15 protein-coding genes are annotated in these 17,281 nt (G+C 68.6%); 9 read left to right on the top strand and 6 right to left on the bottom strand.

The window, feature by feature from the left end; all coding sequences use genetic code 11:
- The first annotated feature begins 12 nt into the window (after nt 1-12).
- Complete coding sequence (locus tag LVB87_RS03755; protein ID WP_232899580.1) at nt 13-1,611, top strand: serine hydrolase; 1,599 nt, start codon at nt 13-15, stop codon at nt 1,609-1,611.
- Nucleotides 1,612-1,711: 100 nt separating this feature from the next.
- Nucleotides 1,712-2,545: a cytochrome c gene (locus LVB87_RS03750; RefSeq protein WP_232899579.1), complete on the top strand. Its 834-nt coding sequence runs from the start codon at nt 1,712-1,714 to the stop codon at nt 2,543-2,545.
- 25 nt (nt 2,546-2,570) lie between these two features.
- Here LVB87_RS03750 and LVB87_RS03745 read toward each other — a convergent pair whose 3' ends face one another.
- Nucleotides 2,571-4,460: a winged helix-turn-helix domain-containing protein gene (locus LVB87_RS03745; protein WP_232899578.1), complete on the bottom strand. Its 1,890-nt coding sequence runs from the start codon at nt 4,458-4,460 to the stop codon at nt 2,571-2,573.
- Between the two features lie 111 nt (nt 4,461-4,571).
- On the opposite strand from LVB87_RS03745, the gene LVB87_RS03740 reads away from it, so the two are divergent.
- Nucleotides 4,572-5,069: a hypothetical protein gene (locus tag LVB87_RS03740; RefSeq protein WP_232899577.1), complete on the top strand. Its 498-nt coding sequence runs from the start codon at nt 4,572-4,574 to the stop codon at nt 5,067-5,069.
- A 99-nt stretch (nt 5,070-5,168) separates the two neighbouring features.
- Here LVB87_RS03740 and LVB87_RS03735 read toward each other — a convergent pair whose 3' ends face one another.
- Nucleotides 5,169-6,860: a tetratricopeptide repeat protein gene (locus tag LVB87_RS03735; protein WP_232899576.1), complete on the bottom strand. Its 1,692-nt coding sequence runs from the start codon at nt 6,858-6,860 to the stop codon at nt 5,169-5,171.
- A gap of 132 nt (nt 6,861-6,992) precedes the next feature.
- Here LVB87_RS03735 and LVB87_RS03730 point away from each other — a divergent pair, with 132 nt between their 5' ends.
- From LVB87_RS03730 to hemC, 4 genes are read left to right on the top strand one after another with little or no spacing between them, the layout of a single operon-like run.
- The gene (locus tag LVB87_RS03730) at nt 6,993-7,685 is read left to right on the top strand and encodes an alpha/beta hydrolase (protein WP_232899575.1); all 693 of its coding nucleotides are present in this window, start codon (nt 6,993-6,995) and stop codon (nt 7,683-7,685) included.
- 2 nt (nt 7,686-7,687) lie between these two features.
- Nucleotides 7,688-8,758 (top strand): histidine kinase, encoded by a 1,071-nt coding sequence (locus tag LVB87_RS03725; RefSeq protein ID WP_232899574.1) that lies wholly within the window; start codon nt 7,688-7,690, stop codon nt 8,756-8,758.
- Nucleotides 8,755-9,498: a LytTR family DNA-binding domain-containing protein gene (locus LVB87_RS03720; protein WP_232899573.1), complete on the top strand. Its 744-nt coding sequence runs from the start codon at nt 8,755-8,757 to the stop codon at nt 9,496-9,498. The genes LVB87_RS03725 and LVB87_RS03720 overlap by 4 nt, the downstream gene beginning before the upstream one ends.
- 36 nt (nt 9,499-9,534) lie before the next feature.
- Entirely contained in the window at nt 9,535-10,449 is a 915-nt protein-coding gene (gene hemC, locus LVB87_RS03715) for a hydroxymethylbilane synthase (protein WP_232899572.1), read from the top strand.
- On the opposite strand, the gene LVB87_RS03710 is transcribed toward hemC, so the two are convergent.
- The 4 genes from LVB87_RS03710 to LVB87_RS03695 are packed head-to-tail and all read right to left on the bottom strand — an operon-like array spanning nt 10,443 to nt 15,354.
- Nucleotides 10,443-11,393 carry a DmsC/YnfH family molybdoenzyme membrane anchor subunit gene (locus tag LVB87_RS03710; RefSeq protein ID WP_232899571.1) on the bottom strand — a complete coding sequence of 317 codons (951 nt, stop codon included), beginning with the start codon at nt 11,391-11,393 and terminating at the stop codon, nt 10,443-10,445. The genes hemC and LVB87_RS03710 overlap by 7 nt on opposite strands.
- A gap of 8 nt (nt 11,394-11,401) precedes the next feature.
- Complete coding sequence (locus LVB87_RS03705; protein WP_343223407.1) at nt 11,402-11,746, bottom strand: heavy metal-binding domain-containing protein; 345 nt, start codon at nt 11,744-11,746, stop codon at nt 11,402-11,404.
- A 12-nt stretch (nt 11,747-11,758) separates the two neighbouring features.
- Nucleotides 11,759-12,493 carry a 4Fe-4S dicluster domain-containing protein gene (locus LVB87_RS03700; RefSeq protein WP_305067752.1) on the bottom strand — a complete coding sequence of 245 codons (735 nt, stop codon included), beginning with the start codon at nt 12,491-12,493 and terminating at the stop codon, nt 11,759-11,761.
- Nucleotides 12,490-15,354 (bottom strand): molybdopterin oxidoreductase family protein, encoded by a 2,865-nt coding sequence (locus LVB87_RS03695; protein ID WP_232899570.1) that lies wholly within the window; start codon nt 15,352-15,354, stop codon nt 12,490-12,492. The genes LVB87_RS03700 and LVB87_RS03695 overlap by 4 nt, the downstream gene beginning before the upstream one ends.
- A gap of 39 nt (nt 15,355-15,393) precedes the next feature.
- On the opposite strand from LVB87_RS03695, the gene LVB87_RS03690 reads away from it, so the two are divergent.
- Together LVB87_RS03690 and LVB87_RS03685 are read left to right on the top strand one after the other, a co-directional pair.
- Nucleotides 15,394-16,362: a YafY family protein gene (locus tag LVB87_RS03690; RefSeq protein WP_232899569.1), complete on the top strand. Its 969-nt coding sequence runs from the start codon at nt 15,394-15,396 to the stop codon at nt 16,360-16,362.
- Entirely contained in the window at nt 16,359-17,267 is a 909-nt protein-coding gene (locus tag LVB87_RS03685) for a patatin-like phospholipase family protein (protein WP_232899568.1), read from the top strand. The genes LVB87_RS03690 and LVB87_RS03685 overlap by 4 nt, the downstream gene beginning before the upstream one ends.
- Nucleotides 17,268-17,281: the final 14 nt, after the last annotated feature.

Below are 17,281 nucleotides of genomic sequence, written 5' to 3'. Positions count from 1 at the left end.
AGGAGACTGTTGATGGCTCGACGTCCTACCCATTCGCTCGCCACGGCGCTGGCCCTGCTGCTCGTCGCGGGCGGTGCATCTGCGCAATCGGCCGAGTTCAACGCGCACGTCGAGCAGGCGATGCGTGACGCCGGCGTGCCCGGCCTGTCCATCGCGGTCGTGAAGGACGGCAAGGTCGACTTCACGCACGGCTACGGCGTGCGCAAGCTGGGCTCGCCCGAGAAGGTCGACGCCGACACCATCTTCCCGACCGGTTCGACCGGCAAGGCGATCACCGCCGCCGCGCTCGCCGTGCTCGTGGACGAAGGCAAGATCCAATGGGACGACAAGGTCATCGACCACATCCCGTGGTTCCGCATGTACGACCCGTGGGTGACCAACGAGATGACAGTGCGCGACCTGCTCGTGCACCGCAGCGGCCTGGGCCTGGGCGCGGGCGACCTGATGTTCATCCCCAGCTCCAACCGCAGCCGCGCCGATACCGTGCGCGCGCTGCGCTACGTCAAGCCGGCGACGAGCTTCCGCAGCGGCTATGCCTACGACAACGTGCTGTATTCCGTGGCCGGCCAGCTGATCGAGGAAGTCACCGGCCAGACCTGGGAAAAGTTCGTCAAAGAAAAGGTGCTCAAGCCTGCGGGCATGACGAGCTCGGTCACCGAACAGTCCGCGCGCTTCGCCAACCCGAATCGCGCGTGGCCGCATGCGCGCACCAGCGGTCGCGTGCGCGGCATGGGCGACCAGCACGTGCTCGACGAACGCAAGACGCTCGGCGACAACGGCGCGCCCGCGGGTGGCCTGTCCTCCAGCGCGAACGATCTCTCGCACTGGATGCAGGTGCAGCTCGGCCACGGGACGTGGACCGATGCCAACGGCAAGCAGGTGAAGGTGTTCAGCGAGGACGCCTCGCAGCAGATGTGGACGCCGGTCGTCACCATGCCCACGCCGAAGTGGCCGGGCAAGCTGGCCGAAGCCGCGCCGAAGTTCTCCTCGTATGCGCTCGGCTGGAACGTGCGCGACTATCGCGGCGAGCGCGTGATCGAACACGGCGGTGCGATCTTCGGTGTGTACACCTACATCGCGCTGTTCCCGGATCGCAACTTCGGCGTCGCCTTCCAGATGAACTCCGAAGATGTGCAGGTGATGCGCGGCTTGGCGCTCGAGCTGATCGACCAGTACCTCGGTGCGCCGAAGACCGATTGGATCTCCGCGTTCGACACCTTCCTCGACCAGCGCATGCAAGGCGGCATCGCCGCGCTCGACGCCGCGGCGAAGGACGCGCCGGTCGCGCAGGGCAAGCCGACGCTGCCGGTGGCGAGCTACGCAGGTCGCTACACCGACCCGTGGTACGGCCCCATCGCGATCACCAACGAGAAGGGCACGCTGCGCGTCAACTTCCTGCAGAACCCGGGCCTCACCGGCCACCTGGAGCACATGCGTTACGACACCTTCCGCACGGTGTGGGACAACCCGGAATACGAACAGGCCTACATGAACTTCGGCCTGGATCCGCAGGGCAAGGTGGACCAGATCACGATGAAGGCGATCTCGCCGATCGCCGACTTCAGCTGGGACTTCCAGGACCTGCTGTTCAAGCCGGTGCAGGCGAAATGATCGAGTAACACGGAGGGCCAGGGCCGGGATGCCGCACCCGGTCCTTGGCCGTTCGGCGACGCGCGCGACGTAGACAGGGCAACGGATCAGGGGGCCTGCCATGCGTCGCGCGCTTCGCATTCTCGGCAAGACATTGCTTGTCCTCGGCGTCCTCGCCGGTCTCGCGCTCGGGGTCGTGTACTTCAAGACCCAGTCGATGCTGAAGGTCGCGCCGTATTCGCCGCAGGTCGGCCTGCGCCAGGGCGACGTGGCGGAAGGGGCGCGCCTGGCGCGCGTGATGGGCTGCCGCGGCTGCCACACCAACGACCTGACGGGCGACGAGTTCATCTCCGAGCCGAACGTCTTCGTGCTCGTTGCGCCCAACCTCACGCGCGAGCGCGAGAAGTACGACGACCGCGCCTGGCTGCGCCTGTTCCGCACCGGTGCGAAGGCCGACGGGCAACTCGCGGTCGGCATGCCCATCGACGGCTTCCAGCGCCTGACCGACCAGGAAGTCGGCCACCTCGTCGCCTACGTGCGCAGCGTTCCCCGGCGCGAAAATCCGACACTCGGACGGACGCACCTGTATCCACTCGCGCGCATCGGGTTGTTGACCGGCAAGTTCAATCTCGAAGACATCGCCGGTGACATTCCCGATTCGCCGAAGGTGCTCGCGCAGCGCGACAGCGCCGATCGCGGCGAACACATCGCCCACACCGCCTGCGTTGAATGCCACGGACCCGACCTGCAGGGCGGCGGCGAGCTGCACACGCCGCCGCTGATCGTCGCGAAGGGCTACAGCCCGGACAAGTTCGCGCGCCTGATGCGCACGGGCCTCACTGCGGCAGGGACCGAAAGCGCTTCGGGGCTGATGAGCGACATGGGGCGCAGGCGCTTCTCCGCGCTGACCGACGAGGAAGTCGCCGACCTGCATCGGTACCTGCTGTCGCGCTGACCTTCGCAGAACCTGGCGACAGGGCCTATCGCATCTCGGGCGTCGCGGAATTCCTGAAAGTCCTCGCGGCCCCCGGTGGAAAGCGCATGCGCTCGACGATCGCGACGAAGCGCGGCGTCGCGCGCAGGTTGTCCCAGTTGCCGTCGGCACGCAGGAACGGCATGCGCACGTCGCGGTCCGCCCAGGCGCGTTCGAGCAACGCGAGCGCGCCGTCCGGATCGCCCAAGGCATTGCGCACGGCCGCGATGCTCGTCGCGGGCAGGTAGTCGGTGCGTGCGAGCGCCTCCATGTGGCGCAGCAGCGCTTGCGCATCCGCGCGCCGCCCGGCCTGCACGTAGGCGATGCCGAGCGAGGCCTGCACCTGGCTGCAATCGCCGCACAAGGCGCGCGCGCGTTCCAGGTCGGCGACGGCGCCCTTGGAATCCCCCGCCCGCATGCGCGCGTCGGCGTTGATGAGCAGGCCGATCCAGAAGTCGGGTTCGACCTCCCGCGCCCGTGCGAGCGCACGCTTGGCTTCGTCGGCATGGCCGCCGGCGGAGAGGAATGCCGCGGACAAGGTGTTGAACAAGGGCGACATCGGATCCAGTTGCATCGCCTGCCGGGCGTGCACGGCCGATTCCTGCATGCGCCCCATGTTCGCCAGCAGGTGCGCGTAACCCAGGTGGGCTTCGGCGAGGCTGGGATTGAGCGCCAGCGCGTGTTTGAACGACGCCTCCGACCCCGACCAGTCCCAGTCGTACCAGAAGCGGATGAACCCCTGCGACGAATACGCTTCCGCGAGATTCGGGTCGATCGCAAGCGCACGTTCGACGGCGGCCTTCGCCAACGGGAAGATTGCCCGCGGCTGCGCGTCGCCGGTCATCACCAGCGTGCGGTAGGCATAGGCCGTCCCTGCGTATGCGCGCGCGCAGGTGGGATCCAGGTCGATCGCGTTACGAAAGGAGGCGATCGCCTGGCGCATGCGTTCGCGCGAAGGGCGGTCGAGTTGGTAGCGACCGGTGAGGTAGGCCCGATACGCCTCGACGTTCGCGCCATCGCACGGGCTCGGCGCAGAGCGCGCATGTTCGTGCAAGGCGAGGGCCGAGATCATGGCGTCCGCGACGCGGTCCTGCAGCAGGAACACGCGATCGGCGCGTTCGTCGAACGTGTTCGACCACACCGCGCGGCCGTCGCGCGCATCCAGCAGCCGCGACCCCACGCGCACGCGGTCGCCTTCGCGCTGCACCGTCCCTTCGACGACGTAACGCGCGCCGAGTTGGCGCGCGGCGTCGAGGGGATCCTGTGTCGGGTTGTCGAAGCGGCGGCTGGAGGCCAGCGACTGCACGCGCAAGGTCGTCGAACGGCTCATCCGGTTGATCAGCGTGTCGGCCAGGCCGTCTTCGAGCAGTTCATCGCGCGCCCCGGCCGACACCGAGCGGAAGGGCAGTACCGCGAGCGTGGCCTCCGTCGAAGCCGCCGGCACGGTCGGTGCGCGCCCGCGCAGCGCCCACCATGCGCCTGCAGCAAGCGCGATGCAGGCAACGGCCGCCAGCGCCCAACGTCGCCAAGGCAGCGAAGCCTGCGCGTGCGCACCCTCGTCCGCATCCGCCGTATCGCACACGGCGACGAAGCGATAGCCCTGGCCCGGCACGGTGACGATGAACCGATGTTCACCCGCATGCGTGCCGAACGCGCGCCGCAATGCGGCGATGGCCTGGGTCAGGTTGTTCTCTTCGACCACGCGCCCCGGCCACACGCCCGTGAGCAACTCGTCCTTGGTCATCACGCGGTCGCGGTGCTCGATGAGGAATCGCAGCGTGTCGAAGGCTTTCGCCGTCAACGGCACGACCGTGCCCGCGACATCGCGCAGTTCGCGCGTCCGGATGTCGAGTTCGTACCCTTCGAATCGGTAGTGCCGGGCAGGCGCGTCGGGCATGGATTCACCAGATTTCAGATTCTTTCAGCGGATTTCGATGGAATTTCCGGACGCCGGACGCGCAGGGTCGCCGCCGCGCCAATCCCGGCGCGCCTGTTACCGGAGTCCGCCATGCACGCTCCCCGCCTCCTGGGCCTCTCCCTCGCGCTGTTTACCGCTACCAGCGTTCACGCAGCGAATCCCCTGACCGACGGCGCACTCGCCGTTCCCGCCAATCGCATCGCCGGCCTGTACACCACGCTGGCCGACATCGGTCCCTGCGGTTCCGACGTCGTGTTCTTCCAGGTCCGCAACACGCTGCAGTTCTCCGCCGGGGGCAGCGTGATCGAAGCACCGCGCTCCCCGCCGGGCGGCCTGCCGGGCTTTAGCCAGCGGGGCTACGCGCTCGGCACCTGGAAATTCAATCCGCTCAACGGCCGCTACACCATGCGCCTGCGCTTCGAGTGGTTCCTCGACGGCGCCTACGACGGCTACCAGACCGTGGAGCGCCAGATCCTGCTGAGCAGCGATGGCAAGGTCGCAGCCGGTCCCGTCACCACCACGCTGTATGCCGCCGATGGCAGCGTCGCGGCCGTCCTGTGCGGCCATGCAGTGTCCACGCGCGTTTGATGCCGCCGGGCATGGCGATCGGTGTCCGGGTCGCCGCGGCCGGGCTGTCGTCCCTCGTACGGGGACGGCAGTCCGCGCCGTTCGAAGGCGCGTCGCGCCTCAGTGGATCTGTTCGAGCAGCGCGATGAAGCGCGGATGTCCGTGCAAGGGATCCAGGTCGCTGTCGTGTTCCATCCACGCCCGGTCGCCCCAGCCCAGGCTGACGGCGCGCTCGAGCAGATCGATCGCGCGTTCCGGATCGCCCTGCCCGACGTAGATGCACGCGACGTTGTAGAGCACGACCGGTTCGTCCTGCGCCTGCTTCAACGCCTGCTCCGCCATCGCGCGTGCCTTCTCGTTCTCGCCGACGCGATAGAGGTTCTGCGCCGCGAAGTACAACGCGCGCGTGTCGTGCGGGTTGAGCTTGACGTGGCGTTCCAGCGTGCCGAGCGCGCCCAGGCGCACGCGCATTTCGTCCTGCTTGCGGCCCAGCGAGGCCAGGGACATCGCCAGGAACATCGGGACTTGCACGTCGTTCGGGTTCACTTCCGCCGCGCGCGAGTACAGGCGGACGGCCTTCTCGTAATCACCGCGCGACGAACTGGCCAGGCCGTAGTAGTGCCAGGCGTCGAACAGGTTCGGATTCTTGGCGATCGCCGTTTCGAACTCGGCTTCGGCCTCGTCGTAGCGTTCGCTGATCAGCAGGGCCAGGCCGCGCGAGGCGTGCGCTTCGGCGGATTCGCGGTCGAGCACGACGGCCTGTTCGCTCGCGCGGTTGGCGCGCGCCACGTTTTCCGGCGTCGCCTCCGCGTAGCGATAGAGGTTGGCGTAGGCATCGGCCATGCCCGCGTAGGCGAGTGCGTATTTCGAATCCACCGCGATCGCCTGTTCGAACATGCGGATCGCGTGTTCGTAATCGCGGCGGGCCATCGAATACATGTAGCTGCGGCCGCGCAGGTAGTAGTCGAAGGCCTCCGGATCGGAGGTGGCGACGGACTGCATCGCGCGACGCTCCTGCGGCGTCAGCGTCACCTGCAGCGCCTTCACGATGCTGTGCGCGATGTCGTCCTGGATCGCGAACACGTCCTTCATTTCGCGGTCGTAGGTTTCCGACCACAAGTGCGAGTCGCTGCCGGTGTCGATCAGCTGCGCGGTGATGCGCACGCGCTCACCGGCCTTGCGCACGCTGCCTTCCAGCAATGTGGTCACGCCGAGTTCGCGCGCGACGGAGGGGATGTTCACGTCCTTGCCTTTGTAGGCGAAGGACGAGGAACGCGAAGCGACTTTCAGTTGCGGCAGCTGCGTGAGCAGGTTGAGGATTTCCTCGGCGATGCCGTCGCTGAAGTATTCGTTCTCCGTGTCGCCGCTCATGTTGATGAAGGGCAGCACCGCGATGGTGCGGCGGCCGTCGCCATTGGAGGGCGTGTGCAGCGCGCGCGTGGGTGTCGGCTCGGCTGCGGCAGCGGGTTCGGGCACGGGCGCGGGCGCGGGGGGCGCAGCGGCCGCCAGGGCAGCCGGTGCTGGTGCCGGGGTTGCCGGCGGTTCCACCACGGCAGGCGGCAACGGCGGCGTGCGCTCGAGCCCGCGCGGCCCGGCATCGAACATCCAGGCCATTACCAGCACGATCACGAAGCCCAATACGACGAGGACGACCACCAGGGTGACCGTCCACTCGGGCAGGCGCAGGCTGGGCAGCACCGTCGCGGCCACCTGGATCACCAACCAGCCGGCGATCGCGTACACGATGGCCACGCGCACGACACGCCGGCGACGGAGCTCCGCGAGCAGCCGCGTCAACGCCGATCCCGCCATCGAGTCCTCCCGTGCTGCGGCGCCGTTCCGGACACGCGCCGCCATTTCCGAGCCAACGTGCGGGACGGCCGGCGCCGGACACGTTTCCGCGACCGCGCTTGCTCTAGACTGCCCCGACACGAGGGAAGCGACATGGACGCCATCGACCTGCTCGAAACCATCGAGGAAGAGACGGGCCCGGATCCGCGCTGGTCCGTGCTCTGGCTGCATGGCCTGGGCGCCGACGGGCACGACTTCGTGCCACTCGTGCCCGAGCTGGTGCGCCCGGGCTGGCCGTCGATGCGCTTCGTGTTCCCGCATGCGCCCGTGCGCGCGGTGACGATCAATGCCGGCATGCGCATGCGCGCGTGGTACGACATCCGCGACTTCGACCTCGCCAATCGCGCCGATGCCGAAGGCGTCGCCGTATCGACCGCGCAGGTCGGCGCACTCCTGGATCGCGAACATGCCCGCGGCATTCCACCGGAACGCACCTTCCTTGCCGGCTTCTCGCAGGGCGGCGCCATCACGCTCGCCGCCGGCGTGCGTCGCACGCGCCCGCTCGCCGGCCTGGTCGCGCTGTCGACCTACCTGCCGATGGCGCACGAGGCCGCGCGCGAAATCGCATCCGAGCAGGCCAAGTCGCAACCGATCTTCCTTGCCCACGGCGAAGCCGACCCGGTGATCCCGGTGCAGGCGGGCGTTGCGAGCGCCGGCCTGCTGCAGCAGATGGGCTTCGACGTCACGTGGAAGACCTACAACATGCCGCACGCGGTCTGCCCGGAGGAAATCCGCGACCTCGGCGACTGGTTCTCCCGCATCTTCGACGCAAGGCCCACGGGCTGAGCATGGAGCCCGCGCCCGGCGAACCTTGGTTGCCGGACCTGTGCCGCCTCGGGCGGCTGGCCACCATGCTCGGCGTGGCGGAACTCGTGGTGTGCGTGATTGCGCTGGCGCCTTCGGCCGATTCGGAGTGGACGCTCACGCGCTTCACCACCGCCAGCGCGTTCGCGCTGTGGCTGGCGCTCACCGTGTCGGTGGTCCTGTGCGTCTCGCGCCAGCATCTTTCGCGCTTCAGGCCGGTGGTCGGGGGCACGCTGGCGGTGCTCGCGGCGGCCCTGATCTCCGCGACCGGCGCGGCGCTCGTGCATGCGGTCGACCGCGGCCTCGGCTACGGCTTCGTGCCCGAGTCCATGCGCATGCACCGCTTCGTCGGTGGCAGCGCGGCGATCGCCACGCTGATCGTCGCGGTGGTCCTGCGCTACCTCTATGCGGTGGATGGCTGGCAGGCGCAGGTGCGCGCGAGCGCCCGCGCCGAGGCCGATGCGCTGCAGGCGCGCATCAAGCCGCACTTCCTTTTCAACAGCATGAACACCATCGCCGGCCTGGTCCGCCGGGACGCGGACGTGGCCGAGCGTGCGGTGCTGGACCTGTCGGACCTGTTCCGCGCGGCCCTCGGGGCCGGGCAGGGCGAATCGAGCCTGGCCGAGGAGGTCGAGCTCGCCGAGCGCTACCTGTCCATCGAACAACTGCGCCTGGGCGAGCGCCTGCACGTGCGCTGGCGCAGGCCCGAACCCTTGCCCTGGGCCCTGCCCCTGCCGCGGCTCGTGCTCCAGCCTCTGGTCGAGAATGCCGTTTTGCACGGCATCTCGCGTTTGCCCTCAGGGGGAACGATCGATATCGAGCTGTCGACCGACGTCGAGTACCTGCACCTGGCCGTGCACAACCCCGCCCCTCCACCCCGCGAGCGCGATGCCGAGCTCCTGGGAGGCCGGGCCGGGAGCGGGCACGCCCAGCGCAGCATCGCGGGGCGCCTGGCCTATGCATTCGGCCCGCGCGCACGCGTGACCGGACGTTGGCACGAGGGCTACTATCTGGCCGAGCTTCGAGTTCCGCTTCCACCAGGAGGTCGCTCGTGAGAGTGCTCATCGCCGACGACGAACCGCTCGCGCGCGAACGCCTGCGCGATCTGCTCGCCGAGCAACCAGGCATCGAACTGGTCGCCGAAGCCGGCGACGGGCGCGAAGCGTTGCATGCCTGCGCGCAGCACCATCCCGACCTCGTCCTGCTCGACATCGCGATGCCCGGCATCGACGGACTGGAAACCGCGCGCCACCTCGCGGCCTTCGAACCGCGCCCCGCCGTCGTGTTCTGCACCGCCTACGACGCGCATGCCTTGTCCGCTTTCGAAGCCGCGGCCATCGATTACCTGGTCAAGCCCGTGCGGCCCGAACGCCTGGCCGCCGCGCTCGATCGCGCACGCACCTTCGCCGCGGGCCGCACCACCAACGGCAGCGGCACCGAAGGCGCGACCACGCCGGACCAACGCCGCACGCACCTGTGCGCGCGCCTGCGCGGCAGCCTGCGACTGATCCCGATCGAAGACGTGCATTACCTGCAGGCCGAGGAGAAGTACGTCGTGGTGCACCACGCGCGTGGCGAGGACCTGATCGAGGAATCGCTGAAGTCGCTCGAAGAGGAATTCGGCGACCGCTTCGTGCGCATCCACCGCAACTGCCTGGTGGCGCGCCACGAGATCGTCGAACTCAAGCGCGCGCCGGACGGCCACGTGCAGGCCGTGCTGCGCCATGGGGACCATCCGCTGGAAGTGAGCCGCCGCTGCGTGGCGCACCTGCGCGAGACGGTGAAGCACCTGTAGACAGCGGCCCGGGCGCGATCGGGCGATAATCGCGCCATGCCCACGCTCCGCATCGCCACCCGCAAGTCGCCGCTCGCCCTCTGGCAATCCGAACACGTCGCCGCCCGTTTGCGCGTTGCGCATCCCGGGCTCGAGGTCGTGCTCGTGCCGATGAGCACGCGCGGCGACGAAGTCCTCGACCGTTCGCTGGCCGCCATCGGCGGCAAGGGCCTGTTCCTCAAGGAACTGGAGATCGCGATGCAGCGGGGCGAGGCCGATTGCGCCGTGCATTCGCTGAAGGACGTGCCGATGGTGCTCGAGCCGGGCTTCGCGCTGCCGGCGATCCTGGCGCGCGCGGACCATGCCGATGCCTTCGTCAGCAATCGCTTCGAGGATCTCGACGCGCTGCCGCAGGGCGCGGTGGTCGGCACGTCCTCGCTGCGGCGCCAGGCGCAATTGCGCGCGCGGCGCCCCGACCTCGTGTTGCGCGACCTGCGCGGCAACGTCAACACGCGCCTGGCGAAGCTCGATGCCGGCGAATACGACGCGATCGTGCTCGCCTGCGCGGGCCTCTCGCGCCTGGGCTTCGACGAACGCGTCCGCGCGCGCCTCGATGCACCCGCGTGGTTGCCCGCGCCGGCGCAGGGCGCGATCGCCATCGAATGCCGCGACGACACGCCCGAGGTGCACGAGATCTGCCTCGCGCTCGACGACGACACCACGCGCATCTGCACCGAGGCCGAGCGCGCCATGAATCGCGCACTGCACGGCAGTTGCCACGTGCCGGTCGCCGCGTTCGCGCGCCGCGAAGGCACGCAGCTCGACCTGCAGGGCCTGGTCGGTTCGGCGAGCGACGGGCGCCTGGTGCGCGCCGCCGCGGAAGGCACCTCGCCCGAAGCGCTCGGCCTGGAAGTCGCGCAGCGCCTGCTCGCGCAGGGCGCACGCGCGCTGATCGACGCCGAGGTTCAGTAGTACAGCGTGACCAGGTGCTTCGCTTCGGCGAAGAACAGCCAACGCTCGACGAAAGCACCCGCGATCGCGCACAGGGCCGACGCGGCGTACCACGGCGCCGGATTGGCGTGCACGAACAGCAGCGCCGGCAGCAACAGCACGATCGGCAGCAGCGCGAACAACACGAGCGCAAGGCGGCGCAGCTGCGCGGAATGCCTGCGCGCCACCACGAAGCCCATTTCCTTCGTCAGGTAATTCGCTTCGGTATGCGGGCGTTCGAACACCGTGGCCGTGCGCTGCGGCAGGCCGACCGCATCGCCGCGCGTGGCGGGCAGCGGCACGTCGATCTCGCGCCAGTATTTCCACTTCATCAGGCCCAGCGCGAGCGCCACCACGATGCCGGCCAGCGCGGCCATCTGGCTCACCGTGCGGCCGAGGCCCGTCGCGATGGCGCAGAACAACAACCCGCCGGTGAACAGCGCGAACAGCACGTACACGCGCGGCACCAGCGAATGGCGCCATGCGGGGATCGGCTTGAGCGAGCCGTAGATCATCGCGGTGCAGTACACGGTCACGATGGCCATGACGATCGCGAGCACGGCGACGCCCTTGCCCGCGAGCGACAACGCCGCAGCATCCCACGCACTCCCCGAGAGTTGCGCAGGCAGCATCGCCAACCCGAGCAGCACCGCGATGCCGAACGTGGCCATCGCCGCCACGCCTTCGCGCGACAACCAGGAGGTGCGCCACTGCGAGAACGCACGCCATGCGCGCGCGGGCTTGCCCAGGTGCAGCATCGAACTCAGCAGGCCGACCGTCGACAGCACGATGGCGAGCACGATGCACGCAAGCACGGTGCGCGCGGCGCTGGCGCCGGTCAGCGCGTGCCACGCAGCCCAGAACAACAACCCGTATCCCGCGCCCGAAAGCGTGGTGAAGAAGATGACCGACAGTGCGGGATGCATTGCGAGGCTTACTCCAGCACGACCGCGGTGCCGGACGCCGACACCATCAGCATCGACCCGCCGTCCTGGATCTGGATGGTCTCGTAATCCAGGTCCACGCCGACCACCGCATTGGCGCCGACTTCGCGCGCGTGTTCCATCATGTCGTTGACGGCTTCGGTCTTCGCCTTTCGCAGCACCTTTTCGTAGGCGCCGGAGCGGCCACCGAGGATGTCGCGGATGCCGGCGAAGAAGTCGCGGAACATGTTCGCGCCGAGGATCGCATCGCCGCCGACCAGGCCCTTGTAGGCCACGATGCGACGGCCTTCGAACGTATTCGTGGTGGTGACGAGCACCGGAGTCGGGTCGGCCATGGCGGGGGTTCCTTAGCGGCGGAGGAGGCGGTCGAGCCAACGCTTCGGCGTGGCGTCGGTGGTCGGTTCGGCGACGGCGACATCCGCTTCACCGCCTGCGCGACGCGGCCGCGGCGGGAGGTAGCGGTTCACCGGCGCATAGCCGAGTTCGGGCATGAGTGCGACGCCACCGCGTTCGGCGACGAGCTTCGACACCTTCGATTCCGGATCGCCCAAGTCGCCGAAGTGGCGCGCGCGTGTGGGGCACACCTGCACGCAGGCGGGCTCGCGCTCGGATTCCGGGAGGTTTTCGTTGTAGATGCGGTCGACGCACAACGTGCATTTCTTCATCACGCCTTCGACTTCGCTGTACTCGCGCGCGCCATAGGGGCAGGCCCACGAACACAGCTTGCAGCCGATGCATTTGTCTTCGTCGACGAGCACGATGCCGTCGCTCGCGCGCTTGTAGCTCGCGCCGGTCGGGCACACGGTGACGCAGGCGGGGGTTTCGCAATGCAGGCAGGAGCGCGGGAAGTGCAGCGTCTGCGCCGGCTGCGTGTCCGTGGGCTCCAGCTCGTAGGAATGCACGCGGTTGAACCACACGCCGCTCGGATCCTTGGCGTAGGGCTGCTCGTCGGTGACCGGGCCGGCCATGCCGCCGCTGTTCCACTGCTTGCAACCCGTCGCGCAGGCCTGGCAGCCCACGCATGTGTCGAGGTCGATGACGAGCCCGAGTTTCTTCGTCGAGGGCGGTGGCAGGTCGGTCATTTCGGTGTCTTGCTCGGATGTTCGCGGTTGCGCGAGGCGGCGCCGTAGCGCAGCGGTTGTTCGTTGGCTTCGCGATACGCCAGCGGCGCGAACTGCGGCGCGCTCTCGCCTTCCTGCGCACTCTTTCGGATGCGCACGCGCAGGTCGAACCACGCGGCCTGGCCCGTAATGGGATCAGCGTTCGCGTATTCGCCCTTCGGCGTGACGTCGGAAATCAGATGGTTGAGCAAAAAGCCCTTGGTGCTTTCGGGCGCGTCCTTCGCCAGGCGCCATGCACCGCGGCGTTTGCCGATCGCATTCCAGCTCCACACGGTGTCGGGCTGCACGTTGCCGGCCAGGCGCACCTGCACGGTGATCGTGCCGTTGTGCGAATCGACATCGGCCCAATCGCCGTCGTCCAAGCCGTACTTCGCACCGGTCGAGGGATGCACGTACAGCGCGTTGCGCGTCTGGATCTGGCGCAGCCACGCGTTCTGCGAACCCCACGCGTGGTACATGTACATCGGGCGCTGCGTGATCGCGCTGAGCGGGAATGCCTCGCGCGAGGTCTCGTCGTGTTCGAAGGGCTCGTACCAGATCGGCAGCGGGTCGAAGTACGTCGCCACGCGCGTGCGGTGCTGGTCCGGCGGCTGGTGCGCGCCATGGCCCTGCGCGGCGAGGCGGAATTTCTGCAGCGTTTCCGAATAAAGCTGCATCACGATCGGCTTGTCGTTGCCGACGAAACCGAAGCGCTGCGCCCACTGCAGGTAGTCGCGATTCGCCATCTTGTAATAGCGCGCGCTCTCGGGGATCGGCGTATGCCAGAAACCGCCGTGCTCGATGTAGCGCTGGAGCTGGTTCGGATTCGGCGCGCCCTTGCCTTCCAGGCTGCCGTCTTCGCCGCGCCAACCCGCGAGCAGGCCGACGCCGGGCATGCGTTCGTGGCGCACGATGTAATCGGCGTAGTCGCGATACTTCGGCGAGCCATCCGCGTGCACCATGCCGGGCAGGCCGAGGCGCGCGCCGATGTCGAGCAGCACCGACTGGAAGCCGCGCACGTCGCGCGGGCGGCCGTCGTCCGTGGGTTGCGTGGCGGCGTCGAAGATCGGATGGCGGATCGCGTCGCTCGCGCCGTCGGCGTCGGAGATCGGGCGATCGAGCAGCGAGATCGCGTCGTGGCGTTCCAGGTAGGTGGTATCCGGCAACACGAGGTCCGCGTAGGCCACCATTTCCGACGCATACGCGTCGCTGTAGATGATGCGCGGGATGCGGTAGTCGCCGTTCTCGTGCTTGTCGGTGAGCCAGTGCATCGTCTCGGCGGTGTTCATCGCCGAATTCCAGCTCATGTTCGCCATGAACATCATCAGCGTGTCGATGCGGTAGGGATCGCCCGCCCACGCGTTGCGGATCACCGTGTGCATCATGCCGTGCGCCGACAACGGGTACGCCCAGGAATAGGCGTGGTCGATGCGGCGCGGCTCGCCGTCGGCGTCGACGACGAGGTCTTCGGGGCCGTGCACGAAACCGAGCGGTGCGGCGTCCAGGCCGCCGTCTTCGCGGCGCGTCTTGCCCGGGCGGTTCGCTGGCGGGATCGGCTTCGGGAAGGGTGGCTGGAAGCGGAACGAGCCCGGCGCATCCACCGCACCGAGCAGCAACTGCAGCACGTGCAGCGCGCGGCAGGTGTGGAAGCCGTTGGAATGCGCACTGATGCCGCGCATCGCATGCATCGACACCGGGCGGCCGACCATTTCGCTGTGTTCGCGCCCCCAGCTGTCCGTCCAGGCGATCGGCAGCGAGAGCTTGTGGTCGAACGCGGCCGCGGCGAGCTCGCGCGCGATGCGGCGGATCGTGTCGGCGGGCACGCCGCAGCGTTCGCTCACCGCATCCGGCGAATAGCGCGCGTCCATGTAGCGCTCGGCCAGCAACTGGAAGACAGGCACGACGCTGCGGCCATCGGGCAGGGTGTACTCGCCGACCACCATCGGTTCGGTGTCGATCGCATTCGCATCCACCGCGCCGCGCGTGCGATCCCAGCACAGCGCGTTGCCGTCGGCGTCGCGCGCGAACATGCCATCGTCCGCGCCGCCCGGATTGCGCACCACCAGCCAGTGCGCATTCGCATATCGGACCATGTAATCCAGGTCGATGCGATCGCTGCGCAGCAGCTCATGGATCAGCGCGAAGGCGAACAGGCCGTCGGTGCCGGGGCGGATGCCGATCCACTCATCGGCGATCGCGCCATAACCGCTGCGCACCGGATTGACCGCAACGATCTTCGCGCCGCGCGCCTTCAGCTTGCCCAGGCCGAGCTTGATCGGATTGGAGTCGTGGTCTTCGGCCACGCCCCACAACATCAGGTATTGCGTGTGGTCCCAGTCCGGTTCGCCGAATTCCCAGAACGAGCCGCCGAGCGTGTACAGCCCGCCCGCGGCCATGTTCACCGAGCAGAAGCCACCGTGCGCGGCGTAGTTGACCGTGCCGAACTGCTGGGCCCACCAGCCCGTGAGCGCCTGCGACTGGTCGCGGCCGGTGAAGAAGGCGAGGCCGTCGGGATTGTTCGCGCGTACGGGCGCGAGCCAGGACGTCGCCAGCTCCAGCGCTTCCTCCCAGCTGATCTCCTTGAATTCGCCCTTGCCGCGCTCGCCCACGCGCAGCATCGGACGCGTGAGCCGCGCCGGCGAGTAGTGCTGCATGAGCCCGGCCGACCCCTTCGCGCACAGCACGCCGCGATTGACCGGATGGTCCGGGTTGCCCTGGATGTAGCGGATGCGCCCGTCGAGCGTCCAGACTTTGATGCCGCAGCGGCACGCACACATGTAGCAGGTGGTGGCGTGAACGGCGTCACCCGGGGAAGGCGACGGATTGAGCTTCGGCTCGTGCATGGGTACGGATTGTAGGGGCGCATCTGCTTTAATTCCCCCATGGACCGCTACGAACGCATCAACGCCCTGCACCGCATCCTCAAGGCGGCCCGCTATCCCGTCACCGTCAAGCGCCTGCAGGACGAACTCGGCTGCTCGCGCGCCACGGTCTACCGCGACCTCGCCTTCCTGCGCGATGGCCTGATGGCGCCGGTGATCGGCGACGGCGAGGCCGGCTTCCGCTACGACGCCTCCGAGAGCGATCGCTTCGAACTGCCGGGCCTGTGGCTGAATTCGGAAGAGCTGCACGCCCTGCTCGCCACGCAGCAATTGCTCTCGCGCAGCGGCGGCGGCCTGTTGTCCACGACGCTCGCGCCCCTGCAGGCGCGCGTGGAGAAGCTCCTGGAGGAGCAGGCCGGCGGCAAGCGCTGGCCGGTGGAGCGCGTGCGCGTGATCGCCAGCCGCCCGCGGCGCCTGGATGAACATGTCTTCCGCGTGGTCGCCTCGGCCGTGCTCGGGCGCCGCACGCTCTCCTTCGACTACCGCGCGCGCTCCACGGATGAGAAGACGCGCCGCACCGTGTCCCCGCAGCGCATCACCCACTATCGCGACAACTGGTACCTGGATGCATGGGACGAGGACCGCGAGGCGCTGCGCAGCTTCGCCGTCGACCGCATCGGCGCGGCGAAGATGCTCGATGCGCCCGCGCGCGACATCGCCGATCCCGAGCTCGACGAACACCTGGCCTCGAGCTACGGCATCTTTTCCGGCATCCCGAAGAACTGGGCGACGATCATCTTCAGCCCGAAAGCCGCGCGCTGGGTGGCCGACGAGCGCTGGCATTCGCAGCAGCAGGGGCGCTTCCTGCCCGACGGGCGCTATGAGCTCAAGCTGCCCTACAGCAACTCGCGCGAGTTGCTGATGGACGTGCTGCATTACGGGTCGGATGCGGAAATCGTCGAGCCGCCGGCGCTGCGCGAACAGGCGCGGTCGTTGCTGGCGCTGGCGATTTCGAACTACGAACGATGACGCCATCGGACGCACCAAAAATCCGCAGCGGCGAAAAAGTCGCATTGGTCCTGGGTGCCGGCGGTGCGCGCGGCCTTGCGCAGATCGGCGTGATCGAAGCGCTGCAGGCGCGCGACCTCGACATCGTGGCGATCGCCGGTTCCTCCAGCGGCGCCCTCGTGGGTGGCCTGCAGGCCTCGGGCAAGCTGCACGACTATCGCGACTGGCTGTTGTCGCTCGACCGGCGCGCGATGGTGCGCCTGCTCGATCCGGGCCTCGGGCGTTCGGCGCTGTTCGAAGGCACGCACCTGATCGAAGCGCTGCGCGAGATCGCCGGCTCCCCGAAGATCGAGGACCTGCCGATCGACTTCACCGCGGTGGCCGTGGATGTCATGCGCCAGCGCGAGGTGTGGCTGCGCGAGGGCGACATGTGGGATGCGATCCGCGCGTCGTTCGCGATCCCGGGCTTGTTCACGCCGCACGTGATCCATGGGCGCGCGCTGGTCGACGGCGGTCTGCTCGCGCCGCTGCCGATCGCGGCGACGCGGCTGTCCGATGCGCATCGCCTGATCGCGGTCGACATGCATGGCTGGCCGGAACAGCCTCCGGGCGAGCCGGCGCAGGAAGGTGCGCCGTCGGGGCCGTCGAACGGACGCTCGTGGTTGTCGTCCTGGCTGCACTGGGGCGCCACGCCCGGCACGGCGGATGCGGCGCGCACGCGGCTCGGCTTCACCGACCTGATGGCGCGCTCGCTGGACACCATGCAGGCGCAGATCGCGCGCGTGCAAATGGCGCTGGATCCGCCGGAACTGGTGATCCGCATTCCGCGTGATGCCTGCCAGTTCTACGAGTTCTGGCGTGCGCGCGAACTCATCGAGATCGGTCGCCGCGAGGCGGACAAGGCGCTCGACGCCGCCGGCTACTGAGAAAGTTTTTCGCG

The organism is Lysobacter sp. KIS68-7 (genome assembly GCF_021284745.1).
Taxonomy (GTDB): domain Bacteria; phylum Pseudomonadota; class Gammaproteobacteria; order Xanthomonadales; family Xanthomonadaceae; genus Noviluteimonas.
Note: the sequence above shows the minus strand (reverse complement) of the source record. Positions and strands in the feature narration are given on the sequence as shown.